Origin of the sequence: Amycolatopsis granulosa, from assembly GCF_011758745.1 — a bacterium.
Classification (GTDB): Bacteria; Actinomycetota; Actinomycetes; order Mycobacteriales; family Pseudonocardiaceae; genus Amycolatopsis_E; species Amycolatopsis_E granulosa.
The window spans coordinates 2,646,068-2,670,418 of record NZ_JAANOV010000001.1 but is presented as its reverse complement, the minus strand read 5'-3'; the positions used below and the strand labels follow the sequence as shown (position 1 = coordinate 2,670,418).

The following is a 24,351-nucleotide window of genomic DNA, read 5'->3' as shown; positions in this document are numbered from 1 at the left end:
GTCAGTTCACCTCCGGTCCGGTGCCGGTCTCCGCGAGCTGTTCGCCGAGGTCGCCGAACGCGCCCACCACCTCGTCGTCCATCCCCTGGTAGGCGTCGGCCGCGCCGGTCAGTTTCGTGCCGATCGCGGTATAGCCGTCGGACATCTCTTTCAGGTGGTCTTTCAGGTGGCCGAGCATCTGTCCGTAGAACGCGTGCACGGGTGCGCCGAGCAGACCCCACGACACCGGCGGCACGTCCGCCCCGGCCGCCGCCTGCTGCAGCTCCGACACCTTCTCGGTGCGGCCACTCAGCTGCGCCGCCGTCCTGCGGAGGGCGTCGACGTCGACCTGGAACCCGTCGGCCATCACGCGTCCGCGAACGGGTCGATGTAGTCCTCGTCGCCCGCCTCCCGACGGGGCGCCGGTTGAGCGGGGCGTTCCTCCGGCCGTTCGTCGAGGAAGTCCTCCTCGGTGAAGTCCGCGCCCTGGTCGATCGGGCGTGGCGGGACGACCGGGCGCTCGTCGGCCAGCTTCGCCTTGAGGTCGGCGACCGTCGTGCCGAACGCCTCGGCCTGCGTCTGGAGCACCGATTCCAGCACGGTGCTCTGCTCGCCGAGCGCCTCCTGCACGATCACCGCCTGCTGCCGGGCGGCCGCGGCGACCGCCTCGTGGATGGTGCTGGTGATCGTGGACGACAGTTGGATCGCGCTACCGTCCAGTGCGTCCTGGCTGACGCGGACCGACCGCACACCGCCGCCGGCTCCCGCGACGACCGTGACGGACCGGTCCGGCGACGAGACCGTGACCGACAGGGCGCTCAGCTGGTCCTTCATCTGGGTGAGCGCCGCCATCCGCCGCGCGCCGTCGCGCTTGCGCTGCTCGGCCTCGCCGAGCTTGCGGTGCAGGTGGTCGATCAGATCGCCGTGGCTGCCGTAGGGCATCCGGTCCCTCCCCGGGTGGAAAAAACGCACCTTCGGTACCGGATCATGCACTACCGGTGTTCAACCCGGGCGCCCGACGACCAACACGCCGCCCGGGCCAGCCATCACGCCGGCGCCGGTCGCCGCCGGCGTGTTCGCCCCTGCGGGCGCCGTGTTCGCCCGTGCGGGCGGCGTGTTCGCCGTTGGGGGCGGTGAATTGGCGGGTTGCGGTGGGTCGCGCCGGGGCTAGAAGTCCAGGTCTTGCTTCGTCTCCTCGGTCGTGGACTGCTCGCCGACGCCGCCGTACTCGACGGCCTTGCTCACACCGTCGAAGTGCTCGGGAATCTTGGTCAGCTTGACCTGGTCCGCGGACGTCTGGCCCACCTTGCGCAGCACGGACCGGCCGAACCCGTCGTGCAGACGCTCACCGACCGCACCTCGCGCGGCCGTCTCCACGCGCCTGGCGTCCAGCGCCCTCCCGGCTACTCCGCGCACGTCGGTCACGAAGGTCTTCAGATCGGCGAGGATTTCCCTGATCCGGTCGAGGATCTGCTGGAGCTTGCCGATCTGCCGGGTCGCGCGGCCGCCGGCCTGCGTGACCCGGACGGTGGTGGCGGCACCCGCGGCCGCGGTGGACGCGCCGCAGGTGACGATCGCCGAGGCCAGCGCGGGTACCCAGATCATCACCAGCCACGTGATGAGCTCGGTGAGCAGGCCCTTCACGAACTCCTCGACGACGGTCATCACCATGCTCGAGATCTGCAGCAGCTGGGCGATGTTCCCGGCCTGCGCGGCTACCCCGCCGACGCCGCCCGCGAACTGCCCCAGTTTGTCCGCGGCCGTGTTCGCCGCCTGGCCTTCCCAGCCGGACAACGCGGTCTCCGCCTGGTCGGCGAACAGCTTGCCGAACTCCTCGAGTCCCTCGGCGATGGAGTTGAAGTTGTCCGCGGCCCGGGACAGCTCCTCGCCGTCGCCGCTCACGAAGTGGATCGCGTCCTGCAGCGGTCCGCACACCGACACCAGGAAGTCCAGGCCCTCACCGACGAGCCACCCGATCGGGTCGGTGGCGATCTCCTTGACGTCCAGGCAGGACTGGACGAAGTTGCCGCCCTCCGCGGCCACGTTCCGGATTTCGGCGAACTGGAAGTTGCCGTCCTCGAAAGCCTTCGTGCCGCTGTCGAACGTCTTGATCGCGGCGCCGGCGACCGGCAGCGCCTCGGCGAACTTCTCGCCGTAGGTCTTTTCGGGCTCGATCTCGATGGCGCCCAGCGGGTCCGCCACTTCCCCCTCAGCCATTGAGATCACCCACGATGACGTCGTCCAGTTGCTCGGCGATCTCGGCCAGGGCACGCCCGTGGGTGTCGTCCGCCTCCCGGTACGCCCGGGCGGCGTCCGCGATCTTGGCCGAGGCGGAGCCCAGACCGGTTTCCATGTCCTTGAGCAGGCCCTTCAGATCGGTCAGCAGCTCGGTGTACTGGTGCTTGACGAACAGCCCGACCAGGCCCCACGACCTGTCGCCCACGTCGGCCTGGCCGACCTTGCCGGTGACCTGCGCGACCGCGGCCCGGTTGGCGTTCAGTTCGCCGGAGTACCTGGTCAGCGCGGCGGGATCGACCGAGTAGCCGCCCGCGCTCACCGGTCCTCCTCGTCGAGGCCGAGGAAGTCGTCGTCCTGGTGGTCCTCGGGCGGGGGCGGGGGAGCCGGTGACGCCTTGTCGTCGAAGAAGTCCTCCTGCGAGAAGTCTTCGCCTTCCTCGTGGCCGGGACGGCGCGCGGGAGCCGGGTCCGCGGGCGCAGTCTCCGCCTGCGGAGCCGGGGAGGCCGGTGCGGGCGTGGTCCGCCCCATCGTGGCGCGCAGCTCCTCGGCGGTGGTCCCGAACAGCTGGGCCTGGGTCTCGAGCACCTGGTCGGTGAGGTTCATCTCGCCACCGACCGCGTTCTCCACGATTCCGGCCTGTCGCCGCGCGGCCTCGGCGACGGCCTGCCGCAGGGTGGTCATCAGCGCGGTGGACAGCGCCTGCGGCGGCCGGCGCATCGCCTGCTCGGTGAGCCGGATGTCCTTGATCGCGCCGGACGGGCCGGCGACGACCGTGACCGCGCGGTCGGGCGAGGTGGCGACCACCTCCAGCCCGGCCAGCTCCTGACTCATCCGGCCGACGGCGGCGAACCGCTCGTCGGCCCGCCGCAACCGGGACCGGAACTGCTCGAACTGGGCCACGAGCCGATCGAACTCGGGTGACACGACGAACCTCCCCACGATGTCGCGCGACTCCGGGGTCGCGTGGTCCAAGCATGGCGGCAGTCGCCGACCGGGTGGGCGAAATCTCCGAAAATGCCCGCCGGACCCCTGGTCGGGGGAATGGTCGCGGGCCGTCGCGCGTTGCACCCCATGCAGGTGCGCGGTGGAACATGATCTCCGGCGAGCCCCGCGGGCGGGTTCGATCGGATAAGCTGGGACAGCGCCATCTGCGCCCTCCTCGTGCCGGAAACGACCCCCAAGTCGTCCCCTTGTCCACGGGCGGGTATCTTTGACGACTGTGCCCGGCATGTGTCGGGCCGCTCTGCGTGCTTTTCGGCCAAGCGGGGATGCTCCGGCATCGTGGCGACGGCCGCGGCGAAGCGGAGCTCCGCGGAAAATCCGAGGGAACGTTAACGGCCGGAAGGCCCAGACGCGGGCCGACACGCCCGACCTCGGGGACCGGGGAGAAACAAAGACGGAACAAGCAAGACGCGACAGAAGGCTGGTCCATTGCCCACGATCCAGCAGCTGGTCCGCAAGGGCCGCCAGGACAAGGCTGCCAAGCAGAAGACCGCGGCCCTCAAGGGGAGTCCGCAGCGGCGTGGCGTGTGCACTCGCGTGTACACCACGACGCCCAAGAAGCCGAACTCGGCGCTGCGCAAGGTCGCGCGTGTGAAGCTGACCAGCGGCATCGAGGTCACCGCCTACATCCCGGGCGAGGGCCACAACCTGCAGGAGCACTCGATGGTGCTCGTGCGCGGTGGTCGTGTGAAGGACCTGCCCGGCGTTCGCTACAAGATCATCCGCGGTTCGCTCGACACCCAGGGTGTGAAGAACCGCAAGCAGGCGCGCAGCCGGTACGGCGCGAAGAAGGAGAAGAGCTAATGCCCCGCAAGGGTCCGGCCCCGAAGCGGCCGCTGATCTCCGACCCGGTCTACGGTTCCCCGCTGGTCACCCAGCTGATCAACAAGGTGCTGACCGACGGCAAGCGATCGCTGGCCGAGCGCATCGTGTACGGCGCGCTGGAAGGTGCCCGGGAGAAGACCGGCACGGACCCCGTCGTCACGCTCAAGCGTGCGCTGGACAACGTGAAGCCGAGCATCGAGGTGAAGAGCCGCCGCGTCGGTGGTGCCACCTACCAGGTGCCGATCGAGGTCAAGCCCGGCCGCTCGACCACCCTTGCGCTGCGTTGGATCGTCAGCTTCTCGCGGGCCCGCCGCGAGAAGACCATGATCGAGCGTCTGCAGAACGAGCTGCTCGATGCGAGCAACGGCCTCGGGGCCAGCGTGAAGCGCCGCGAGGACACCCACAAGATGGCCGAGTCCAACAAGGCGTTCGCCCACTACCGGTGGTGAACGTAGCCCGGCTGCCGAGACAAGCCAGGCCGGGCCCCAAGCTTCGAGACAGGGGAACAGTGCAGTGGCACGCGACGTGCTGACCGACCTGAACAAGGTCCGCAACATCGGCATCATGGCTCACATCGACGCCGGTAAGACCACCACCACCGAGCGGATCCTGTTCTACACCGGGATCAACTACAAGATCGGCGAGGTGCACGACGGCGCCGCGACGATGGACTGGATGGAGGAGGAGCAGAAGCGGGGTATCACCATCACCTCGGCTGCTACCACCACCTTCTGGGCCGACCACCAGATCAACATCATCGACACCCCCGGCCACGTCGACTTCACCGTCGAGGTGGAGCGTTCGCTGCGGGTGCTCGACGGTGCGGTCGCCGTCTTCGACGGCAAGGAGGGTGTCGAGCCCCAGTCCGAGCAGGTCTGGCGCCAGGCCGACAAGTACGAGGTCCCGCGCATCTGCTTCGTCAACAAGATGGACAAGCTGGGCGCGGACTTCTACTTCACCGTGCGCACCATCGAGGAGCGCCTCGGTGCCCGCCCGCTGGTCATCCAGCTGCCGATCGGTGCCGAGAGCGACTTCCAGGGCGTCATCGACCTGGTCCGCATGAAGGCGCTGACCTGGCGGGGCGAGGTCAAGAAGGGCGAGGACTACGAGGTCGAGGAGATCCCGGCCGACCTCGCCGACAAGGCCGCGGAGTACCGCGACAAGCTGATCGAGGCCGTCGCGGAGACCGACGACGCCCTGATGGAGAAGTACTTCGGCGGCGAGGAGCTGTCCGAGGCCGACATCAAGGCCGGCATCCGCAAGCTGACCGTCGCCCGCGAGGCGTACCCGGTGCTGTGCGGTTCCGCGTTCAAGAACAAGGGCGTGCAGCCCATGCTCGACGCGGTGATCGACTACCTGCCGTCGCCGCTGGACGTCCCGGCCGTCGAGGGCACCCTCACCGACGGTGAGACCCCGGCGTCGCGCAAGCCGTCGGTCGACGAGCCGTTCGCGGCTCTGGCGTTCAAGATCGCCGCGCACCCGTTCTTCGGCAAGCTGACCTACGTCCGGGTGTACTCGGGCAAGGTCGCCGCCGGCGCGCAGGTCATCAACTCGACCAAGGAGCGCAAGGAGCGCATCGGGAAGCTCTTCCAGATGCACTCCAACAAGGAGAACCCGGTCGACGAGGCCCAGGCCGGCCACATCTACGCGGTCATCGGCCTGAAGGACACCACGACCGGTGACACCCTGTGCGACCCGCAGAACCCGATCGTGCTCGAGTCGATGACCTTCCCGGAGCCGGTCATCAAGGTGGCCATCGAGCCCAAGACGAAGGCCGACCAGGAGAAGCTGTCGACCGCGATCCAGAAGCTGGCCGAGGAGGACCCCACCTTCCAGGTCCAGCTGGACGAGGAGACCGGTCAGACGATCATCGCGGGCATGGGCGAGCTGCACCTCGAGGTGCTGGTCAACCGCATGAAGTCCGACTACAAGGTCGAGGCGAACATCGGTAAGCCGCAGGTCGCCTACCGCGAGACGATCCGCCGCACGGTCGAGAAGCACGAGTACACGCACAAGAAGCAGACCGGTGGTTCCGGTCAGTTCGCGCGCGTGATCATCAAGCTGGAGCCGCTGTCCACCGGTGACGGCGCCCTCTACGAGTTCGACAACAAGGTCACCGGTGGCCGCGTGCCGCGGGAGTACATCCCGTCGGTGGACGCCGGTGCCCAGGACGCCATGCAGTACGGTGTCCTCGCCGGTTACCCGCTGGTCGGGCTGAAGGTGACCCTGTTGGACGGCGCTTACCACGAGGTCGACTCGTCGGAAATGGCCTTCAAGATCGCCGGTTCGATGGCGCTCAAGGAGGCCGCGCGCCAGGCCAGCCCGGTTCTGCTGGAGCCGGTCATGGCTGTCGAGGTGACCACCCCCGAGGACTACATGGGTGACGTCATCGGCGACCTCAACTCGCGCCGTGGCCAGATCCAGGCCATGGACGAGCGGGCAGGCACCCGGGTCGTGAAGGCACTGGTTCCGCTGTCCGAGATGTTCGGGTACGTCGGCGACCTGCGGTCTCGTACCCAGGGTCGGGCGAACTACTCGATGACGTTCGACTCCTACGCCGAGGTTCCGTCGAACGTCGCGAAGGAGATCATCGCGAAGGCGACGGGGGAGTAACACCCCGCAGCACCCAACGCGGGCGCGCACAGGGGCCTCCCCTAGGGTCCGCACAACCGACCAGATTGAGTCGCCGTTCGGCTGCCACGCCGTCCGGTGAAGCAAAGCAAGAGTCCAGGAGGACATTCCAGTGGCGAAGGCGAAGTTCGAGCGGAGCAAGCCGCACGTCAACATCGGGACCATCGGTCACGTCGACCACGGCAAGACCACGCTGACCGCGGCGATCACCAAGGTTCTGCACGACAAGTACCCGGAGCTCAACGAGTCCCGGGCGTTCGACCAGATCGACAACGCGCCGGAAGAGAAGCAGCGCGGTATCACGATCAACATCTCGCACGTCGAGTACCAGACCGAGAAGCGCCACTACGCCCACGTGGACGCCCCCGGTCACGCGGACTACATCAAGAACATGATCACCGGTGCCGCCCAGATGGACGGCGCGATCCTGGTGGTCGCCGCGACCGACGGCCCGATGCCGCAGACCCGTGAGCACGTGCTGCTCGCCCGCCAGGTTGGTGTGCCCTACATCGTCGTGGCGCTGAACAAGGCCGACATGGTCGACGACGAGGAGATCCTCGAGCTGGTCGAGCTGGAGGTCCGCGAGCTGCTGTCCTCGCAGGAGTTCCCCGGCGACGACGCCCCGGTGGTCAAGGTCTCCGGCCTGAAGGCCCTCGAGGGCGACCCGAAGTGGTCGGAGTCGGTTCTGGAGCTCATGCAGGCCGTCGACGACAACGTGCCGGACCCGGTGCGTGACCTCGACAAGCCGTTCCTGATGCCGATCGAGGACGTCTTCACCATCACCGGCCGCGGCACCGTCGTGACCGGTCGCGTGGAGCGCGGCCAGATCAACGTCAACGAAGAGGTCGAGATCGTCGGCATCAAGGAGAAGTCGCAGAAGACGACTGTCACCGGTGTCGAGATGTTCCGCAAGCTGCTCGACTCGGGCCAGGCCGGTGACAACGTCGGTCTGCTGCTGCGTGGTATCAAGCGCGAGGACGTCGAGCGCGGCCAGGTCGTCGTGAAGCCCGGCACCACGACTCCGCACACGGAGTTCGAGGGTTCGGTCTACATCCTGTCCAAGGACGAGGGTGGCCGACACACGCCGTTCTTCAACAACTACCGCCCGCAGTTCTACTTCCGGACGACCGACGTGACCGGCGTCGTGACCCTCCCCGAGGGCACCGAGATGGTCATGCCGGGTGACAACACCGAGATCAAGGTGTCGCTCATCCAGCCGGTCGCCATGGACGAGGGTCTGCGGTTCGCCATCCGCGAGGGTGGCCGGACCGTCGGCGCGGGCCAGGTCACCAAGATCATCAAGTGATTTCGTACCGGCCCCGGGGCGCTATAGCACCCCGGGGCCGGGTTGCGAAAGCACGTGTGCGACACTAGTTGAGTTGCTCGTTGCGGGGCGGCCGATATCTGCAGAGAAATCGGCCGCCCCGGCGCGAGTGGCCTTGGTCCGTGGGTTTCTCCAAGGGGGAGACCGCGGGCGCGTCAGATGGCCGGCACGGCCGTCTCGCGGTGAAGACCAACCGGCACGACGACGATCCTCCTGCGGGATCAGTCTGCGCAGCGGGCGCGACACGCCCGACCGCGTGGATCGGACGCGAGGGCGTTGACGTGCGGAAACCGGCGCGAAAGCGCGGGTAGAGATAGCGGCACAAGACGAAGGAACGAGCTGCGACCATGGCGGGACAGAAGATCCGCATCAGGCTCAAGGCCTACGACCACGAGGCGATCGATGCCAGCGCGCGCAAGATCGTCGAGACGGTGACGCGCACCGGCGCCTCGGTCGTCGGACCTGTGCCGCTGCCCACCGAGAAGAACGTTTACTGCGTCATCCGCTCGCCGCACAAGTACAAGGACTCGCGCGAGCACTTCGAGATGCGCACGCACAAGCGGCTGATCGACATCCTCGACCCGACGCCGAAGACGGTCGACGCGCTCATGCGCATCGACCTCCCGGCGAGCGTCGACGTCAACATCCAGTAAGCGTTGGGCGAGCGGCGGAGATAAGAGACTCATGTCTGACAGGCAAGTAAAGGGCATCCTGGGCACCAAGCTCGGCATGACCCAGGTCTTCGGCGAGGACAACCGGATCGTCCCGGTGACCGTCGTCCAGGCCGGGCCGAACGTGGTGACCCAGATCCGTACCCAGGACAACGACGGCTACCAGGCCGTGCAGCTGGCGTTCGGCGCCGTGGACCCGCGCAAGGTCAACAAGCCGGAGACCGGCCACTTCCAGAAGGCGGGCGTGACCCCGCGGCGGTACCTCGCCGAGCTGCGCACGACCGACGTCGACAGCTACGAGGTGGGCCAGGAGATCACCGCCGAGGTGTTCCCCGCGGGCTCCCGCGTCGACGTCACGGGCACCAGCAAGGGCAAGGGCTACGCCGGTGTCATGAAGCGCCACGGCTTCAAGGGCCAGGGCGCCAGCCACGGTAACCAGGCCAAGCACCGCGCCCCCGGTTCGATCGGTGGCTGCGCCACCCCGGGCCGTGTGTTCAAGGGCCTGCGGATGGCCGGCCGCATGGGTGGCGCCAAGGTCACGACCCAGGGCCTGACGATCCACGACGTGCGCGCCGAAGATGGCCTGCTGCTGATCAAGGGCGCCGTCCCCGGTCCCAAGGGCGGCCTCGTCTTCGTCAAGACCGCCGCGAAGGGTGGTGCGACCGCATGACCACGATCGAATTGAAAGACCCGGCCGGCGGCGGCAGCGTCTCCGGTGGCACCGTCGAGCTCCCCGCGGAGATCTTCGACGTCCAGGCCAACGTGCCGCTGATGCACCAGGTCGTGGTGGCCCAGCAGGCCGCCGCGCGCCAGGGCACGCACGACACGAAGACCCGCGGCGAGGTCTCCGGCGGCGGCAAGAAGCCGTACCGCCAGAAGGGCACCGGCCGCGCCCGCCAGGGTTCGACCCGCGCCCCGCAGTTCGCCGGCGGTGGCACCGTCCACGGCCCCACGCCGCGCGACTACACGCAGCGCACCCCGAAGAAGATGAAGGCCGCCGCCCTCCGCGGTGCCCTCTCCGACCGGGCGCGCGCCGGCCAGGTGCACGTCATCACCGAGCTGGTGTCGGGTGAGAAGCCCAACACCAAGGAGGCGAAGAAGGCCCTCGCTGCCGTGACCCAGGCCAAGCGCCTGCTGGTCGTGCTGCACCGCGAGGACGAGCAGGGCTGGCTGTCCGCCCGCAACCTGCCGAACGTGCACCTGATCAACCCCGACCAGCTCAACACCTACGACGTGCTGGTCAACGACGACGTGGTGTTCACCAAGGCCGCGTACGACGCCTTCATCGCCGGCCCGGTCAAGGGCAAGGCGGCCAAGGCTTCCGCTCGGGCCAGTGAGGTTGAAGGGAGTGAAGCGCAGTGAGCAGCGTCGCCATCCCGGACCCTCGTGACATCGTGCTCGCGCCGGTGATCTCCGAGAAGTCCTACGGGCTCCTCGAGGACCACAAGTACACGTTCGAGGTCCGGCCGGACGCCAACAAGACGCAGATCAAGATCGCCGTCGAGCAGATCTTCGGCGTCAAGGTGGTCAGCGTGAACACGCTGAACCGGCAGGGCAAGCGCAAGCGGACCCGCTACGGCTTCGGCAAGCGCAAGGCCGTCAAGCGCGCCGTCGTGACGCTGTCCGCCGAGAGCAAGCCGATCGAGATCTTCGGCGGACCCGCCGCGTAAGGGACGGAAGCTGTCATGGGTATTCGTAAGTACAAGCCGACCACCCCGGGCCGCCGTGGCTCGAGCGTGTCGGACTTCGCCGAGATCACCCGGTCGGAGCCGGAGAAGTCGCTGCTTCGCCCGCTGAGCAAGAGCGGCGGCCGCAACTCCTCGGGCAAGATCACCACCCGCCACAAGGGTGGCGGCCACAAGCGGGCCTACCGGGTCATCGACTTCCGGCGCAACGACAAGGACGGCATCCCGGCCAAGGTCGCGCACATCGAGTACGACCCCAACCGGTCCGCCCGCATCGCGCTGCTGCACTACGCCGACGGCGAGAAGCGCTACATCATCGCGCCGGACAAGCTGAAGCAGGGCGACAAGGTCGAAGCCGGCCCGCGCGCCGACATCAAGCCGGGCAACAACCTGCCGCTGCGCAACATCCCGGTCGGCACCGTGGTGCACGCGATCGAGCTCCGCCCCGGCGGCGGCGCGAAGATCGCCCGCTCGGCCGGCGCCCGCGTGCAGCTGGTGGCCAAGGACGGCCCGTACGCCCAGCTGCGGATGCCCTCGGGCGAAATCCGCAACGTGGACGTGCGCAACCGCGCCACCGTCGGCGAGGTCGGCAACTCCGAGCACCAGAACATCAACTGGGGCAAGGCGGGCCGCAACCGCTGGCGTGGCAAGCGCCCGACCGTCCGGGGTGTCGTCATGAACCCGGTCGACCACCCGCACGGTGGTGGTGAGGGCAAGACCTCGGGTGGTCGCCACCCGGTCAACCCGAACGGCAAGCCGGAGGGCCGCACCCGCCGTCGCAAGCCGTCCGACGCATTGATCGTCCGCCGCCGGCGTACCGGCAAGAAGCGCTGAGCAGGGAGGTAAGACAACATGCCGCGTAGCCTGAAGAAGGGCCCGTTCGTGGACGACCACCTGCTCAAGAAGGTGGACGCGCTCAACGAGTCGGGCAAGAAGACGGTGATCAAGACCTGGTCCCGCCGGTCCACGATCATCCCGGACATGCTGGGTCACACCATCGCGGTGCACGACGGCCGCAAGCACGTGCCGGTGTTCGTCAGCGAGGCCATGGTCGGCCACAAGCTGGGTGAGTTCGCTCCGACGCGGACCTTCAAGGGTCACGTCAAGGATGACCGGAAGTCGCGCCGCCGCTGAGCGGGCACACGAGAGTTAGGGAAAGCAAGCGATGACAGCCCCAGAAACCGCTCCGGCCCAGGTGGCCGTGGCGCGGGCTCGCTTCGTCCGGGACTCGCCGACGAAGGTGCGCCGGGTGATCGAGCTCATCAAGGGTCTTAGCGCCGCCGAAGCCCTCGCCGTGCTCCGGTTCTCGCCGTACGCGGCGAGCCAGCCGGTGGCGAAGGTGCTCGCCAGCGCCGTGGCCAACGCCGAGAACAACCTCAACCTGGACCCGGACACGCTGTTCGTGAAGAACGCGTACGCCGACGAGGGACCGACCCTCAAGCGCATCCAGCCGCGCGCCCAGGGCCGTGCGTACCGGATCCGCAAGCGGACCAGCCACATCACCGTCGAGGTGGAGTCGCGTCCCGAGGCCAAGAAGAGCGGTAAGAAGAAGGCAGGTGGCCGCTAGTGGGCCAGAAGATCAACCCGCACGGCTTCCGGCTGGGAATCACCACCGACTGGAAGTCGCGCTGGTACGCCGACAAGCAGTACGCGGAGTACGTGGCCGAGGACGTCAAGATCCGCAAGCTGCTCTCCACCGGCATGGAGCGCGCCGGCATCTCCAAGGTCGAGATCGAGCGCACCCGTGACCGCGTGCGCGTCGACATCCACACCGCGCGCCCGGGCATCGTGATCGGCCGCCGCGGCGCGGAGGCCGACCGGATCCGCGGCTCGCTGGAGAAGCTGACCGGCAAGCAGGTGCAGCTGAACATCCTCGAGGTGAAGAACCCCGAGGCCGACGCCCAGCTCGTCGCGCAGGGCGTCGCCGAGCAGCTGTCCAACCGCGTGGCGTTCCGCCGCGCGATGCGCAAGGCGATCCAGACGACCATGCGTTCGTCGCAGGTCAAGGGCATCCGCGTGCAGTGCAGCGGCCGTCTCGGCGGTGCCGAGATGTCGCGGTCGGAGCACTACCGCGACGGCCGGGTCCCGCTGCACACGCTGCGCGCGGACATCGACTACGGCTTCTTCGAGGCCCGCACCACCTTCGGCCGCATCGGCGTGAAGGTGTGGATCTACAAGGGCGACCTGGTCGGCGGCCTCAAGGCCAAGGCCGAGCGGGACGCCGCGGCCGCCAACGAGCGTCCGCGCCGGGAGCGTCCGTCGCGCCCGCGCCGGTCCGGCGCCCAGGGCACGACGCCGACCTCGACCGAAGCCGGCCGCGCCGCTGCCGCCGCGAAGGCCGACACGGATGTCGCGACCAGCGAGGCGCCCGCGCAGGGCTCGCCGGACGCGGCCGAGAAGACGGAGGGCTGAGGCGTGCTCGTCCCACGCAAGGTCAAGCACCGCAAGCAGCACTCGCCGAAGCGCGCCGGTGCCGCCAAGGGCGGCACGAAGGTCACCTTCGGTGAGTACGGCATCCAGGCGCTTGAGCACCACTACGTGACCAACCGGCAGATCGAGTCCGCTCGTATCGCCATCACCCGGCACATCAAGCGTGGCGGCAAGGTGTGGATCAACATCTTCCCGGACCGCCCGCTCACCAAGAAGCCGGCCGAAACCCGCATGGGTTCCGGTAAGGGCTCGCCCGAGTGGTGGGTCGCGAACGTCAAGCCGGGCCGCGTCATGTTCGAGCTGAGCTTCCCGAACGAGGCCCAGGCTCGGGAGGCGCTGCGCCGCGCGATCCACAAGCTGCCCATGAAGTGCCGCATCGTGACCCGTGAAGGTGGTGAGTTCTGATGGCGCAGGCTGGTGTCGCCGCCGCAGAGCTGCGTGAGCTCACCAACGAGGAGCTCGTGCTGCGCCTGAAGGAGGCCAAGGAGGAGCTGTTCAACCTCCGCTTCCAGATGGCTACCGGGCAGCTGGACAACAACCGCCGCCTCCGCACCGTCCGTGCCGACATCGCTCGGATCTACACGGTCATGCGGGAGCGCGAGCTCGGTCTGTCCGTTTCCCCCGACGCCGAGAATGAAGAAGGTGCTGCCTGATGAGTGAGCAGACCCCAGAGCTCGCGGGCACGGACCAGAGCGCTGTGTTTTCCGCGACCGATCGCAACTACCGCAAGGTCCGTGAGGGCTACGTCGTCTCGGACAAGATGGACAAGACGATCGTGGTCGAGCTCGAGGACCGCAAGAAGCACCGCCGGTACGGCAAGGTCCTGCGCACCACCAGCAAGGTGAAGGCGCACGACGAGGAGAACACCGCCGGTATCGGTGACCGCGTGATCCTCATGGAGACCCGCCCGACCTCGGCCACCAAGCGGTGGCGGCTCGTGCGGATCGTGGAGAAGGCCAAGTAATCGGAGGCCCATCTCGGGCCTCCTCCGTTCCGCCAGGCTCAGTCAGCTGAGAACCGGCGCGACATACAGGAGTTGACGTGATCCAGCAGGAGTCGCGGCTGCGAGTCGCCGACAACACGGGTGCCAAGGAGATCCTCTGCATCCGCGTGCTCGGTGGCTCGGGACGGCGCTACGCGGGTATCGGCGACATCATCGTCGCCACCGTCAAGGACGCCATCCCGGCTGCCGGGGTGAAGAAGGGTGACGTGGTCAAGGCCGTCGTCGTCCGCACGACGAAGGAGCGGCGTCGCCCGGACGGCTCCTACATCAAGTTCGACGAGAACGCCGCGGTGCTCATCAAGAACGACAACGAGCCGCGTGGCACCCGCATCTTCGGACCGGTCGGCCGCGAGCTGCGTGACCGCAAGTTCATGAAGATCATCTCGCTGGCGCCGGAGGTGCTCTGATGAAGGTGAAGAAGGGCGACACGGTCGTCGTCATCGCCGGCAAGGACAAGGGCGCCAAGGGCAAGGTCATCAAGGCCTACCCGGAGCGTCAGCGGGTGCTGGTCGAGGGCGTGAACCGGATCAAGAAGCACACCCGGATCTCGCAGACCCAGCGCGGCGCGCAGTCCGGCGGCATCGTGACCCAGGAGGCCCCGATCCACGTGTCGAACGTGATGGTCGTGGACTCCGACGGCAAGCCGACCCGCGTGGGTTACCGCATCGGCGAGGACGGCAAGAAGGTTCGCATCTCGCGCCGGACCGGTAAGGACATCTGATGACGACCGCAGAGAAGATCGTGCCGCGGTTGAAGACGCGGTACCGCGAAGAGATCAAGGGCGAGCTCCGCAGCGAGTTCGGCTACGAGAACGTCCACCAGATCCCGGGCGTGGTCAAGGTCGTCGTCAACATGGGTGTCGGCGACGCCGCGCGGGACAGCAAGCTGATCGACGGTGCGATCCGCGACCTCGCGGCCATCACCGGTCAGAAGCCCGAGGTGCGCCGGGCCCGCAAGTCCATCGCGCAGTTCAAGCTGCGTGAGGGCCAGCCGATCGGTGCGCGCGTGACCCTGCGCGGCGACCGCATGTGGGAGTTCCTGGACCGGCTGCTGACGATCGCGCTGCCGCGTATCCGTGACTTCCGCGGGCTGTCGGCCAAGCAGTTCGACGGCAACGGCAACTACACCTTCGGTCTCAACGAGCAGTCGATGTTCCACGAGATCGACCCGGACTCCATCGACCGCCCGCGCGGCATGGACGTCACCGTTGTCACCACCGCTACCACCGACGACGAGGGCCGCGCGCTGCTCCGCAAGCTCGGCTTCCCGTTCAAGGAGAACTGATGGCCAAGAAGGCTCTGATCGCCAAGGCGGCCCGCAAGCCGAAGTTCAAGGTGCGTGCCTACACGCGCTGCAACAGGTGCGGCCGGCCCCACTCGGTGTTCCGCAAGTTCGGACTGTGCCGGGTTTGCCTGCGCGAGATGGCGCACGCGGGCGAGCTGCCCGGTGTGTCCAAGTCCAGCTGGTAGGAACGACAGAAGCTCCCACTTCGCCACAGGCCCTCTGAGCAGGGGGAACCAGGCGAGAAAGGTTGAAGGTCACCATGACGATGACCGACCCCATCGCAGACTTCCTGACACGTCTGCGCAACGCCAACTCGGCGTACCACGACGAGGTCGTGGTGCCCCACTCGAAGCTCAAGGCGAACATCGCCGAGATCCTGAAGCGCGAGGGTTACATCTCGGGCTACCGGGACGAGCCGGGTGAGAAGCACAAGAACCTCATCGTGGAACTGAAGTACGGCCGCAACCGCGAGCGCAGCATCGCCGGTCTGCGCCGGGTGTCCAAGCCGGGTCTGCGGGTGTACGCCAAGTCGACCGAGCTGCCGAGCGTGCTGGGCGGGCTGGGCATCGCGATCATCTCGACGTCGGGCGGCCTTCAGACCGACCGGCAGGCCAAGCGCAACGGTGTGGGCGGGGAAGTCCTCGCCTACGTCTGGTAACGGAAGGGAGAGCAGGCATGTCGCGCATCGGTAAGCAGCCGATCACCGTCCCTTCCGGGGTCGAGGTGACCATCGACGGCCAGAACATCTCGGTGAAGGGGCCCAAGGGGACCCTTTCCCACACTGTCGCCGAGCCGATCAGGGTCGAGCGCGGTGAGGACGGTGCGCTGCTGGTGAAGCGCCCGGACGACGAGCGGGAGAGCCGTGCCCTGCACGGGCTGACCCGCACGCTGGTCAACAACCTGGTCGTGGGTGTCACCGAGGGTTACGAGAAGAAGCTCGAGATCCACGGTGTCGGTTACCGCGTCCAGGCCAAGGGCAGCGACCTCGAGTTCGCCCTCGGCTACAGCCACCCCGTGCTGATCGAGGCGCCGGAAGGCATCACCTTCAAGGTCGAGACCCCGACCCGGTTCTCGGTGTCCGGTATCGACAAGCAGAAGGTCGGCCAGATCGCCGCGGTGATCCGCCGGCTTCGCCGTCCGGACCCGTACAAGGGCAAGGGGCTGCGCTACGAGGGTGAGCGCATCCGTCGCAAGGTCGGAAAGACGGGTAAGTAGTGATGAGCGAAACGCAGAGCACATTGACGGCTCAGCCGTCGACGAAGAAGCGGAAGCCGGTCGGCAAGGACATCTCGACCCGGCGCCGCGTCGCGAAGGCGCGCCGTCACTTCCGGCTTCGCAAGAAGGTCGGCGGGACCGCTGCGCGGCCCCGGCTGGTCATCCACCGGTCCTCGCGGCACATCACGGTCCAGGTGATCGACGACGTGGCCGGGCACACCCTGGCCTCGGCGTCGAGCCTCGAGGCCGACGTGCGTGCGCTCGAGGGCGACAAGAAGGCCAAGGCCGCCAAGGTCGGCGAGCTCGTGGCCGCCCGCGCGAAGGGTGCGGGCATCTCCAGCGTCGTGTTCGACCGCGGTGGCAACCGCTACCACGGCCGGATCGCCGCGCTGGCCGACGCCGCTCGCGAGGCGGGGTTGGAGTTCTGAGAACCATGCACATGCTCGCGAATGGAAGGAAAGCCTGATGCCGGGACGTACACGGCAGTCCGGTGGGCAGGGCGGTCCGGGCGGCAACGACCGCGACCGTCGTGACCGCCGCGACCGTCGCGACGGTGGCCGTGGCGGGGCCGGCCAGGAGAAGACCCCGCACCTCGAGCGCGTCGTCGCGATCAACCGCGTCGCCAAGGTCGTGAAGGGTGGTCGTCGCTTCAGCTTCACCGCCCTCGTGGTCGTGGGTGACGGCGACGGTCAGGTCGGCGTCGGCTACGGCAAGGCCAAGGAAGTTCCCGCGGCCATCGCCAAGGGCGTCGAGGAAGCGAAGAAGAACTTCTTCCGCGTGCCCCGGATCGCCGGCACCATCCCGCACCCGATCCAGGGTGAGGAGGCCGCCGGTGTGGTCCTGCTCCGCCCGGCCAGCGCCGGTACCGGTGTCATCGCCGGTGGCCCGGTGCGTGCGGTGCTGGAGTGCGCGGGCGTGCACGACGTGCTGTCGAAGTCGCTCGGCTCCGACAACGCGATCAACATCGTGCACGCGACGGTGGCGGCCCTGAAGGGTCTCCAGCGCCCGGAGGAGGTGGCGGCTCGTCGCGGTCTGCCGCTCGAGGACGTCGCCCCGGCCCGGATGCTGCGTCAGCGCGCGGGACAGGGGGTCTGACATGGCTCAGCTCAAGGTGACCCAGGTCAAGAGCAAGATCGGCACCAAGCACAACCACCGGGAGTCCCTGCGGACCCTCGGGCTGCGCAAGATCCGGCAGTCCGTGGTGCGCGAGGACACCCCGGAGGTCCGCGGTCTGATCCACACCGTCCGCCACCTCGTGACTGTTGAGGAGGTCCAGGCATGACGGCCATCAAGATCCACCACCTGCGCCCGGCCCCGGGCTCGAAGCGGGAGAAGATCCGCGTCGGTCGTGGTGAGGGTTCGAAGGGCAAGACCGCCGGTCGCGGTACGAAGGGCACCAAGGCCCGGAAGAACGTGCCCGCCGGGTTCGAGGGTGGGCAGATGCCCATCCACATGCGGCTGCCGAAGCTGCGTGGGTTCAAGAACCGCTTCCGCACCGAATACCAGCCGGTGAACGTCGGTGACATCGCCCGGGCCTTCCCGGACGGTGGCGACGTCACCAAGGAGCAGCTGGTCGCGCGCGGGCTGGTCCGCAAGAACGAGCTCGTGAAGGTCCTCGGCAACGGTGACCTGAACGGCGTGAAGCTGAACGTCACCGCCGACAAGTTCTCCTCGTCCGCGAAGGAGAAGCTCGAGGCGGCGGGCGGCTCGGCCACCGAGCTCTGACCTGTTCGACGGGCACGGCCCGCCGGTCTTCGTGACCGGCGGGCCGTTCCTTTTGTCCGGCCCGGGTGTCACCATCGGATGATGTCGGTTCCGGGGCCACCCGTGGTTCGTCCACCGGCGCCGAGCGGCCGCCAGGGCGGCCGGGTCGCCGGGGCGGTGCTGGCGCTGCTGGCCGCCGCCTCGGCGGTGACGGGTTCGCTCCTGCCGTTGTTCCAGGGTTCGCTGCTGTTCCAGGGTGAGACCCAGTTGACGATCGCGGTGACCGGGTGGGGGTTGTCCGCGGAGACGGTCCGGCCCGGTGTGCCGGCCGGCACGTTCGGCAGCCCGGTGCGGAACGGGTACCCGCTGGCCGTGGCCGGGCTGCTGCTGCTCGTCGCGGCCGTGGTGGGGCTGGCGGCGGCGCGGCGGGCATCGCCGCCCGGCCGGAAGTTCGCCGCGGCGCTGCTGACGGCGGTGGGATCGGCGTTCCTGATGGCGACGGCCCTGGGGATCGCCCTGCAGGGGGTCAGCCTGCACGAGAGCTTCCGGCCGACGGGCGCGGCCGCCGGGATCGGTGGTTTCGCGACGGCGGACAGCTTCGGGCTCGGGTTCTGGCTCGTCGGGGGAGCTGCGGTGGCGAGCATCGCGTCGGCGGTCCTGGCCGCGCTCCGCCGCGCGCCCCGGTCCGACGTGACCACTCCGCGGTACGGCGTTCCGTTGCCGCAGGGGCACCAGCCGCCGTTCGCCGCGCCGCCCCAGTGGCCCACGGCCGACCCGTACCGGCGCGCCCCGCAGCCGCCCGGCGGCGGGGGCTACCAGCACTATCCGCCGTCGCCCGGGTTCCCCCACGGCGACCGGTAGCCGCCGGGGCGGTGTTCCGCGGCCGGAACCGGCTCGCGCCGTTCAGCCACCGCCCGCGTCCGCGGGAAGCCGTCCTGCTCCGGATGGCCGGAGCGCCGGCCGTGCCACCGCATAACACGGCCTACCTCACAGGCCTGCAACGCCCGGCTGTTAGAGTCGGACGAACGCGCTGCGGGGTAATTCGTGCCCCGGAGCGCTGCTGGCTTGCCAGCGACATGGTGTTCCTGCCGGCCCCTGTGCCGGCCAAGCCGATCGCCGGTGACACCCACCGGCGACGCCGAGGAGGTCCCCCGCGTGCTCAGCGCCTTTCGCTCGGCTCTCGCCACGCCGGACCTGCGCAAGAAGATCCTGTTCACGCTGTTGATCGTGGCCGTCTACCGGATCGGTGCGGTCACGCCGGCGCCCGGGGTCTCCTATCCCAATGTGCAGGCTTGCCAGGCCGGTGCCGACCAGTCGGGCATCTACTCCCTGCTGAACCTGTTCAGCGGCGGGGCGCTCCTGCAGCTGTCGATCTTCTCGACCGGCATCATGCCGTACATCACGGCCAGCATCATCATCCAGCTGCTCACCGTCGTCATCCCGCGGTTCGAGGAGCTGAAGAAGGAAGGCCAGGCCGGCCAGAACAAGCTGACGCAGTACACCCGGTACCTCACCATTGCGCTGGCGATCCTGCAGGCGACCGGTGTCGTGGCGCTCGCCGACCGCCGCCTGCTGTTCCCCTCGTGCGAGCAGGCGATCATCCCGGACAACAGCATCTTCTCGCTGGCGCTCATCGTCGTCACGATGACGGCGGGTACCGCGGTCATGATGTGGCTGGGCGAGCTCATCACCGAGCGCGGCGTCGGCAACGGCATGTCGGTGCTGATCTTCCTGAACATCGCGGCCCGGATCCCCGCCGAGGGTGGCGCCATCCTCAGCGGCCAGGGCGGCATCGTGTTCGCGCTGGTGTGCGTGTTCGGCCTGGTGATCATCGCCAGCGTCATCTTCGTCGAGCAGGGCCAGCGCCGGATCCCGGTGCAGTACGCCAAGCGGATGATCGGCCGCCGGATGTACGGCGGCACGTCGACCTACCTGCCGATCAAGGTGAACCAGGCCGGCGTCATCCCGGTCATCTTCGCTTCGTCCCTGCTGTACCTGCCCGACCTGATCAGCCGGCTGTTCGGTGACCCGACGAGCGGGTCGGGCTGGCAGGCGTTCGTGAAGACCTACCTGGTCAGCCAGTCCAACTGGGTGCACATCCTGTTGTACTTCGCGCTGATCATCTTCTTCACGTACTTCTACATCACCATCACGTTCAACGTGGACGAGCGCGCGGAGGAGATGAAGAAGTTCGGCGGCTTCATCCCGGGCATCCGGCCCGGCAGGCCGACCGCCGAATACCTGAGCTTCGTGCTCAGCCGGATCACCTTCCCCGGGTCGCTCTACCTCGGCATCATCGCGATCCTGCCGAACTTCTTCCTGTCGATCACGCAGGAGGGCAACAACCAGAACTTCCCGTTCGGCGGTACCGCCGTGCTGATCATGGTCGGCGTCGGACTGGACACGGTGAAGCAGATCGAAAGCCAGCTGATGCAGCGGAATTACGAAGGGTTCTTGCGATGACGCGCCTGGTTCTTGTCGGCCCGCCCGGAGCAGGAAAGGGAACTCAGGCGGTAGCGCTGTCGCAGCGGCTCTCCATCCCGCACATCTCCACCGGTGACCTCTTCCGCGCCCACGTCGCGGAGCAGACGCCGCTGGGCGAGGAGGCGAAGCGCTACCTCGACTCCGGCGAGCTGGTCCCGGACAGCGTCACCAACGAGATGGTCCGCGAGCGCCTGGCCGAGTCCGACGTCAAGGCCGGCTTCCTGCTGGACGGATTCCCGCGCAACGCCAAGCAGGCCGAGGTCCTCGGCGAGATGCTGGCGGAGTCGGGCAGCGAGCTCGACGCCGTGATCCAGCTGGACGTGCCGGAGGACGTGCTGGTCGAGCGCCTGCTCGGCCGCGGCCGCACGGACGACACCGAAGAGGTCATCCGTCGGCGGCAGCAGGTCTACCAGTCGGAGACCGCCCCGCTGCTCGACTACTACCGGGACATCCTGGTCAAGGTGGACGGCGTCGGCGAGGTCGACGAGGTGTCCTCGCGGATCGTGAACGCCCTCGACGCGCGCGCGTGAACCTGGTGCCTTCCGTGCTCCGCCGCCACCGCGGCATCGAGATCAAGACGCCGGGCGAGCTCGACGCGATGCGGGCCGCCGGGATCGTGGTGGCCCGCACCCTCGCGGCGGTCGCCGAGGCCGCCAAGCCCGGCGTCAGCACGGCCGACCTCGACGAGATCGCCGAGCAAACCATCCGGGCGGCCGGGGCGGTGCCCTCGTTCAAGGGCTACCACGGCTTCCCGGCCTCCATTTGCGCCTCCGTGAACGAGCAGATCGTGCACGGCATCCCCGCCTCGTCGACGGTGCTCGCCGACGGGGACCTGCTGTCCGTGGACTGCGGCGCCATCCTCGACGGCTGGCACGGCGACTCCGCCGTGACCCTGGCGATCGGCACCGTCGCACCGGCCGACCAGGCCCTCTCCGCGGCCACCCGCGCGGCGATGCTCGCCGGTATCGAGGCCGCGGTGCCCGGCGCACGGCTCACCGACATCTCGCACGCGGTGCAGACCTCGGCGGAGACGTCGGCCGCCGCCGACGGCATCGACTACGGCCAGATCGTCGAGTACGGCGGGCACGGCATCGGCACCGAGATGCACATGGAGCCGTTCCTGCCGAACGTCGGCAAGCCCGGCAAGGGGCCGCGGCTCAAGCCCGGCATGGCCCTGGCGATCGAGCCGATGCTGACCGGCGGCAGCGCCGAGACGGTCGAGCTCGAGGACGGCTGGACCGTCGTGACCGCGGACGGCTCCCGTGCCGCCCACTGGGAGCACACCGTCGCGGTGACCGAGGACGGCCCCCGCGTCCTGACCCTCCCCGAAGACGCCTGACCTGCGGTTTCCTCCCGTCGCCCGCGGCGCGGGGTATCGTAGGGGTGACATCGCCTACCACATCCCACCCCGCCTCGCGAGGTGCGACACCGGCTGCGTACACTGTCTAGTCGGCGTACTCATCACGCCGGTTCCAACGTGCTCGTAAATGTTCGGGTTCTCAGGGGTCGGTGTGGCGTGTGCGCTTACACCGAGAGAAGCCGAACGCTCTCTACCAAGTCACGAAACGCGGAGGACATGGCTAAGAAAGACGGGGCCATCGAGGTCGAGGGTCGGGTCATCGAGCCACTCCCCAACGCGATGTTCCGAGTCGAGTTGGAGAACGGTCACAAGGTCCTGGCGCACATCAGCGGCAAGATGCGGCAGCACTACATCCGCATCCTCCCGGAGGACCGGGTTGTCGTCGAGTTGTCGCCGTACGACCTGTCTCGCGGGCGCATTGTCTACCGCTACAAGTGACACGGTGAGCAACGCATAAGGAAGCAGGAGACGTGAAGGTCCAGCCGAGCGTCAAGAAGATCTGCGACAAGTGCAAGGTGATCCGCCGCCACGGCCGGATCATGGTGATCTGCGAGAACCTGCGGCACAAGCAGCGGCAGGGCTGATCACCGCCTGCACACGCAGAGCGGACGGACAGCTGAACACCCTCCCCGCACCTGCCGGGTCGCGTGAGCGAACCGGCCGACCCCCGGACTCCAGGCCGGGGCCGGGACACCGGGCACGCAAGTGCACCGGACGACGTGCGAGTCGGTCCCGGAACCGGGCGGGGAGAACACCTGGAGCGACGAACACCGACAAGGAGCATCAAGCGCCATGGCACGACTCGCCGGCGTCGACCTCCCCCGCGAGAAGCGGTTGGAGATCGCGCTGACCTACATCTACGGCATCGGTCGTACCCGCTCGAAGGAGCTCATCGCGGCGACGTCGCTGAACCCGGACACCCGGGTCCGCGACCTCACCGACGACGACCTCGTCAAGCTGCGGGATCACATCGAAGAGAACTTCAAGGTCGAGGGTGACCTCCGCCGCGAGGTGCAGGCCGACATCCGTCGCAAGATCGAGATCGGCTGCTACGAGGGCCTGCGGTGGCGCCGCGGTCTGCCCGTCCGCGGTCAGCGGACCAAGACCAACGCCCGCACCCGCAAGGGTCCCAAGAAGACGGTCGCCGGCAAGAAGAAGGCTGGCAAGAAGTGAGCGTCCAGGGCAAGAAGGTCGTGCGGACCGGCGCCGGGCAGATGCGCCGCCGCAACAATTCGTGCGTCTCGCCGAAGGCCCTGTATGCCCGCCCGATGGCGCTTCGCCAGCTCTACACCGACGCCGGTTCGCTGATCCGGCGTGGCCAGCAGGAGGCCCGCGAGGCCGCCGCGGCCGCCGCACAGACCGAAAACTCGCGTTAGGCAGGAGACACCACCCACATGCCACCCAAGGCTCGCGCCGGGGCCAAGAAGGTCCGGCGGAAGGAAAAGAAGAACGTGGCCCACGGCCACGCGCACATCAAGAGCACGTTCAACAACACGATCGTGTCGATCACCGACCCGAACGGTGCCGTGATCTCGTGGGCCTCGTCCGGCCACGTCGGCTTCAAGGGCTCCCGCAAGTCCACCCCGTTCGCCGCCCAGATGGCCGCCGAGAACGCGGCCCGCAAGGCCGCCGAGCACGGGATGAAGAAGGTCGACGTGTTCGTCAAGGGCCCGGGTTCCGGCCGGGAGACGGCGATCCGCTCGCTGCAGGCCGCCGGTCTCGAGGTCGGCACCATCCAGGACGTGACCCCGCAGCCTCACAACGGCTGCCGCCCGCCCAAGCGGCGCCGGGTCTGAGGAACGGGGAGGAGTAACAACACATGGCTCGCTACACCGGCCCCGCGACTCGCATCTCGCGGCGCCTCAAGGTTGACCTCGTCGGCGGCGACCAGGCTTTCGAGCGCCGCCCGTACCCGCCCGGCCAGCACGGCCGCGGCCGGGTCAAGGAATCCGAGTACCTGCTCCAGCTGCAGGAGAAGCAGAAGGCGCGCTACACCTACGGTGTCCTGGAGCGGCAGTTCAGCCGCTACTACAAGGAGGCCGCGCGGCGCCCCGGCAAGACCGGTGAGAACCTGCTGCAGATCCTCGAGTCGCGCCTGGACAACGTCGTGTACCGGGCCGGTCTGGCCCGGACCCGCCGTCAGGCGCGTCAGCTGGTGGCGCACGGTCACTTCACCGTCAACGGCGTGAAGGTGACCATCCCCAGCTACCAGGTCGAGAAGTTCGACATCATCGACGTGCGGCCGAAGTCGCTCCAGATGCTGCCCTTCGTGGCCGCCAAGGAGTCCTTCGGCGACCGGCCGATCCCCGGCTGGCTGCAGGTCGTGCCGTCGAACCTGCGCATCCTGGTGCACCAGCTCCCCGAGCGGGCGCAGATCGACGTTCCGGTCCAGGAACAGCTGATCGTCGAGTACTACTCGAAGTGATCGGCAGCGGCGGCGCGCACCCGCGCGCCGCCGCTTCGCCATCCCTTTCGGCGTCATATGGCGGGCGCCGGCAGGAAAGGAAGAGAAGAAA

The 24,351-nt window shown here is 68.3% G+C and carries 40 protein-coding genes; 35 read left to right on the top strand and 5 right to left on the bottom strand.

The window, feature by feature from the left end; translation table 11 throughout:
• Position 1 precedes the first annotated feature (1 nt).
• The 5 genes from FHX45_RS12910 to FHX45_RS28065 form a co-directional block, all read right to left on the bottom strand.
• Complete coding sequence (locus FHX45_RS12910) at positions 2-346, bottom strand: WXG100 family type VII secretion target (RefSeq protein WP_167100526.1); 345 nt, start codon at positions 344-346, stop codon at positions 2-4.
• Positions 346-921, bottom strand: coding sequence for a YbaB/EbfC family nucleoid-associated protein (locus FHX45_RS12905; RefSeq protein ID WP_167100523.1), 576 nt, complete (start codon positions 919-921; stop codon positions 346-348). The genes FHX45_RS12910 and FHX45_RS12905 overlap by 1 nt, the downstream gene beginning before the upstream one ends.
• 225 nt (positions 922-1,146) lie before the next feature.
• A complete protein-coding gene (locus tag FHX45_RS12900; protein WP_167100520.1) occupies positions 1,147-2,196 on the bottom strand; it encodes a WXG100 family type VII secretion target in 1,050 nt (349 codons plus the stop codon).
• Positions 2,189-2,536, bottom strand: coding sequence for a type VII secretion target (locus tag FHX45_RS12895; RefSeq protein ID WP_341771445.1), 348 nt, complete (start codon positions 2,534-2,536; stop codon positions 2,189-2,191). The genes FHX45_RS12900 and FHX45_RS12895 overlap by 8 nt, the downstream gene beginning before the upstream one ends.
• Positions 2,533-3,141, bottom strand: coding sequence for a YbaB/EbfC family nucleoid-associated protein (locus FHX45_RS28065; protein WP_167100517.1), 609 nt, complete (start codon positions 3,139-3,141; stop codon positions 2,533-2,535). Before FHX45_RS28065 ends, FHX45_RS12895 begins: the two co-directional genes overlap by 4 nt.
• 507 nt (positions 3,142-3,648) lie before the next feature.
• Between FHX45_RS28065 and rpsL the strand changes: the two genes are divergently transcribed.
• The 35 genes from rpsL to rpsD all read left to right on the top strand — a co-directional run bounded on the left by rpsL (position 3,649) and on the right by rpsD (position 24,260).
• Positions 3,649-4,023, top strand: coding sequence for a 30S ribosomal protein S12 (gene rpsL / locus FHX45_RS12885; protein ID WP_003102113.1), 375 nt, complete (start codon positions 3,649-3,651; stop codon positions 4,021-4,023).
• Positions 4,023-4,493: a 30S ribosomal protein S7 gene (gene rpsG, locus FHX45_RS12880; protein ID WP_017986602.1), complete on the top strand. Its 471-nt coding sequence runs from the start codon at positions 4,023-4,025 to the stop codon at positions 4,491-4,493. Before rpsL ends, rpsG begins: the two co-directional genes overlap by 1 nt.
• 64 nt (positions 4,494-4,557) lie before the next feature.
• Positions 4,558-6,657 (top strand): elongation factor G, encoded by a 2,100-nt coding sequence (gene fusA / locus FHX45_RS12875; protein WP_167100514.1) that lies wholly within the window; start codon positions 4,558-4,560, stop codon positions 6,655-6,657.
• Between the two features lie 130 nt (positions 6,658-6,787).
• On the top strand, positions 6,788-7,981 hold the full coding sequence (gene tuf / locus FHX45_RS12870; protein WP_167100511.1) for an elongation factor Tu: 1,194 nt from the start codon (positions 6,788-6,790) through the stop codon (positions 7,979-7,981).
• Positions 7,982-8,346: 365 nt separating this feature from the next.
• Complete coding sequence (rpsJ, locus tag FHX45_RS12865) at positions 8,347-8,652, top strand: 30S ribosomal protein S10 (protein ID WP_003883485.1); 306 nt, start codon at positions 8,347-8,349, stop codon at positions 8,650-8,652.
• Positions 8,653-8,683: 31 nt separating this feature from the next.
• Positions 8,684-9,340, top strand: coding sequence for a 50S ribosomal protein L3 (gene rplC / locus FHX45_RS12860; RefSeq protein ID WP_167100508.1), 657 nt, complete (start codon positions 8,684-8,686; stop codon positions 9,338-9,340).
• Entirely contained in the window at positions 9,337-10,032 is a 696-nt protein-coding gene (rplD, locus tag FHX45_RS12855; RefSeq protein ID WP_167100505.1) for a 50S ribosomal protein L4, read from the top strand. The genes rplC and rplD overlap by 4 nt, the downstream gene beginning before the upstream one ends.
• Positions 10,029-10,340 carry a 50S ribosomal protein L23 gene (rplW, locus tag FHX45_RS12850; protein ID WP_167100502.1) on the top strand — a complete coding sequence of 104 codons (312 nt, stop codon included), beginning with the start codon at positions 10,029-10,031 and terminating at the stop codon, positions 10,338-10,340. The genes rplD and rplW overlap by 4 nt, the downstream gene beginning before the upstream one ends.
• A 15-nt stretch (positions 10,341-10,355) precedes the next feature.
• The gene (gene rplB, locus FHX45_RS12845) at positions 10,356-11,189 is read left to right on the top strand and encodes a 50S ribosomal protein L2 (RefSeq protein ID WP_167100499.1); all 834 of its coding nucleotides are present in this window, start codon (positions 10,356-10,358) and stop codon (positions 11,187-11,189) included.
• Positions 11,190-11,207: 18 nt separating this feature from the next.
• Positions 11,208-11,489: a 30S ribosomal protein S19 gene (gene rpsS / locus FHX45_RS12840; RefSeq protein ID WP_017986609.1), complete on the top strand. Its 282-nt coding sequence runs from the start codon at positions 11,208-11,210 to the stop codon at positions 11,487-11,489.
• 31 nt (positions 11,490-11,520) lie between these two features.
• Positions 11,521-11,922 carry a 50S ribosomal protein L22 gene (gene rplV, locus FHX45_RS12835; protein ID WP_026153758.1) on the top strand — a complete coding sequence of 134 codons (402 nt, stop codon included), beginning with the start codon at positions 11,521-11,523 and terminating at the stop codon, positions 11,920-11,922.
• Complete coding sequence (gene rpsC, locus FHX45_RS12830) at positions 11,922-12,767, top strand: 30S ribosomal protein S3 (RefSeq protein WP_167100496.1); 846 nt, start codon at positions 11,922-11,924, stop codon at positions 12,765-12,767. The genes rplV and rpsC overlap by 1 nt, the downstream gene beginning before the upstream one ends.
• A 3-nt stretch (positions 12,768-12,770) precedes the next feature.
• A complete protein-coding gene (rplP, locus tag FHX45_RS12825; protein WP_017986612.1) occupies positions 12,771-13,190 on the top strand; it encodes a 50S ribosomal protein L16 in 420 nt (139 codons plus the stop codon).
• A complete protein-coding gene (gene rpmC, locus FHX45_RS12820; protein WP_017986613.1) occupies positions 13,190-13,438 on the top strand; it encodes a 50S ribosomal protein L29 in 249 nt (82 codons plus the stop codon). Before rplP ends, rpmC begins: the two co-directional genes overlap by 1 nt.
• Complete coding sequence (rpsQ, locus tag FHX45_RS12815; RefSeq protein ID WP_208400287.1) at positions 13,438-13,749, top strand: 30S ribosomal protein S17; 312 nt, start codon at positions 13,438-13,440, stop codon at positions 13,747-13,749. The genes rpmC and rpsQ overlap by 1 nt, the downstream gene beginning before the upstream one ends.
• 77 nt (positions 13,750-13,826) lie before the next feature.
• Entirely contained in the window at positions 13,827-14,195 is a 369-nt protein-coding gene (rplN, locus tag FHX45_RS12810; RefSeq protein WP_017986615.1) for a 50S ribosomal protein L14, read from the top strand.
• Entirely contained in the window at positions 14,195-14,509 is a 315-nt protein-coding gene (rplX, locus tag FHX45_RS12805; protein WP_017986616.1) for a 50S ribosomal protein L24, read from the top strand. The genes rplN and rplX overlap by 1 nt, the downstream gene beginning before the upstream one ends.
• Positions 14,509-15,072: a 50S ribosomal protein L5 gene (rplE, locus tag FHX45_RS12800; protein ID WP_017986617.1), complete on the top strand. Its 564-nt coding sequence runs from the start codon at positions 14,509-14,511 to the stop codon at positions 15,070-15,072. The genes rplX and rplE overlap by 1 nt, the downstream gene beginning before the upstream one ends.
• The gene (locus FHX45_RS12795) at positions 15,072-15,257 is read left to right on the top strand and encodes a type Z 30S ribosomal protein S14 (protein WP_091505019.1); all 186 of its coding nucleotides are present in this window, start codon (positions 15,072-15,074) and stop codon (positions 15,255-15,257) included. Before rplE ends, FHX45_RS12795 begins: the two co-directional genes overlap by 1 nt.
• Positions 15,258-15,331: 74 nt before the next feature.
• Entirely contained in the window at positions 15,332-15,730 is a 399-nt protein-coding gene (gene rpsH, locus FHX45_RS12790; RefSeq protein WP_020417564.1) for a 30S ribosomal protein S8, read from the top strand.
• A 17-nt stretch (positions 15,731-15,747) separates the two neighbouring features.
• On the top strand, positions 15,748-16,287 hold the full coding sequence (rplF, locus tag FHX45_RS12785; protein ID WP_167100493.1) for a 50S ribosomal protein L6: 540 nt from the start codon (positions 15,748-15,750) through the stop codon (positions 16,285-16,287).
• Positions 16,288-16,289: 2 nt separating this feature from the next.
• The gene (rplR, locus tag FHX45_RS12780; RefSeq protein WP_167100490.1) at positions 16,290-16,715 is read left to right on the top strand and encodes a 50S ribosomal protein L18; all 426 of its coding nucleotides are present in this window, start codon (positions 16,290-16,292) and stop codon (positions 16,713-16,715) included.
• A gap of 37 nt (positions 16,716-16,752) precedes the next feature.
• The gene (gene rpsE / locus FHX45_RS12775; protein ID WP_167100487.1) at positions 16,753-17,382 is read left to right on the top strand and encodes a 30S ribosomal protein S5; all 630 of its coding nucleotides are present in this window, start codon (positions 16,753-16,755) and stop codon (positions 17,380-17,382) included.
• A 1-nt stretch (position 17,383) separates the two neighbouring features.
• Positions 17,384-17,569: a 50S ribosomal protein L30 gene (gene rpmD / locus FHX45_RS12770; RefSeq protein ID WP_017986623.1), complete on the top strand. Its 186-nt coding sequence runs from the start codon at positions 17,384-17,386 to the stop codon at positions 17,567-17,569.
• Complete coding sequence (gene rplO, locus FHX45_RS12765; protein WP_167100484.1) at positions 17,566-18,012, top strand: 50S ribosomal protein L15; 447 nt, start codon at positions 17,566-17,568, stop codon at positions 18,010-18,012. Before rpmD ends, rplO begins: the two co-directional genes overlap by 4 nt.
• Positions 18,013-18,114: 102 nt before the next feature.
• Positions 18,115-18,852 carry a hypothetical protein gene (locus FHX45_RS12760; RefSeq protein WP_167100481.1) on the top strand — a complete coding sequence of 246 codons (738 nt, stop codon included), beginning with the start codon at positions 18,115-18,117 and terminating at the stop codon, positions 18,850-18,852.
• Between the two features lie 294 nt (positions 18,853-19,146).
• Positions 19,147-20,454 carry a preprotein translocase subunit SecY gene (gene secY / locus FHX45_RS12755; RefSeq protein ID WP_167108853.1) on the top strand — a complete coding sequence of 436 codons (1,308 nt, stop codon included), beginning with the start codon at positions 19,147-19,149 and terminating at the stop codon, positions 20,452-20,454.
• Positions 20,451-21,005: an adenylate kinase gene (locus FHX45_RS12750; protein WP_167100478.1), complete on the top strand. Its 555-nt coding sequence runs from the start codon at positions 20,451-20,453 to the stop codon at positions 21,003-21,005. Before secY ends, FHX45_RS12750 begins: the two co-directional genes overlap by 4 nt.
• Positions 21,002-21,814, top strand: coding sequence for a type I methionyl aminopeptidase (gene map / locus FHX45_RS12745; RefSeq protein ID WP_341771444.1), 813 nt, complete (start codon positions 21,002-21,004; stop codon positions 21,812-21,814). The genes FHX45_RS12750 and map overlap by 4 nt, the downstream gene beginning before the upstream one ends.
• A 237-nt stretch (positions 21,815-22,051) precedes the next feature.
• Complete coding sequence (gene infA, locus FHX45_RS12740; protein ID WP_005443304.1) at positions 22,052-22,273, top strand: translation initiation factor IF-1; 222 nt, start codon at positions 22,052-22,054, stop codon at positions 22,271-22,273.
• Between the two features lie 32 nt (positions 22,274-22,305).
• Positions 22,306-22,419, top strand: a complete 114-nt coding sequence (gene rpmJ, locus FHX45_RS12735) for a 50S ribosomal protein L36 (RefSeq protein ID WP_004558882.1) — start codon at positions 22,306-22,308, stop codon at positions 22,417-22,419.
• A 208-nt stretch (positions 22,420-22,627) separates the two neighbouring features.
• Positions 22,628-23,008 (top strand): 30S ribosomal protein S13, encoded by a 381-nt coding sequence (gene rpsM / locus FHX45_RS12730; RefSeq protein ID WP_017986631.1) that lies wholly within the window; start codon positions 22,628-22,630, stop codon positions 23,006-23,008.
• Positions 23,005-23,211 carry a hypothetical protein gene (locus FHX45_RS12725; RefSeq protein WP_167100475.1) on the top strand — a complete coding sequence of 69 codons (207 nt, stop codon included), beginning with the start codon at positions 23,005-23,007 and terminating at the stop codon, positions 23,209-23,211. The genes rpsM and FHX45_RS12725 overlap by 4 nt, the downstream gene beginning before the upstream one ends.
• Positions 23,212-23,229: 18 nt before the next feature.
• The gene (rpsK, locus tag FHX45_RS12720; protein ID WP_017986633.1) at positions 23,230-23,631 is read left to right on the top strand and encodes a 30S ribosomal protein S11; all 402 of its coding nucleotides are present in this window, start codon (positions 23,230-23,232) and stop codon (positions 23,629-23,631) included.
• Between the two features lie 23 nt (positions 23,632-23,654).
• Positions 23,655-24,260: a 30S ribosomal protein S4 gene (gene rpsD / locus FHX45_RS12715; protein ID WP_017986634.1), complete on the top strand. Its 606-nt coding sequence runs from the start codon at positions 23,655-23,657 to the stop codon at positions 24,258-24,260.
• Positions 24,261-24,351: the final 91 nt, after the last annotated feature.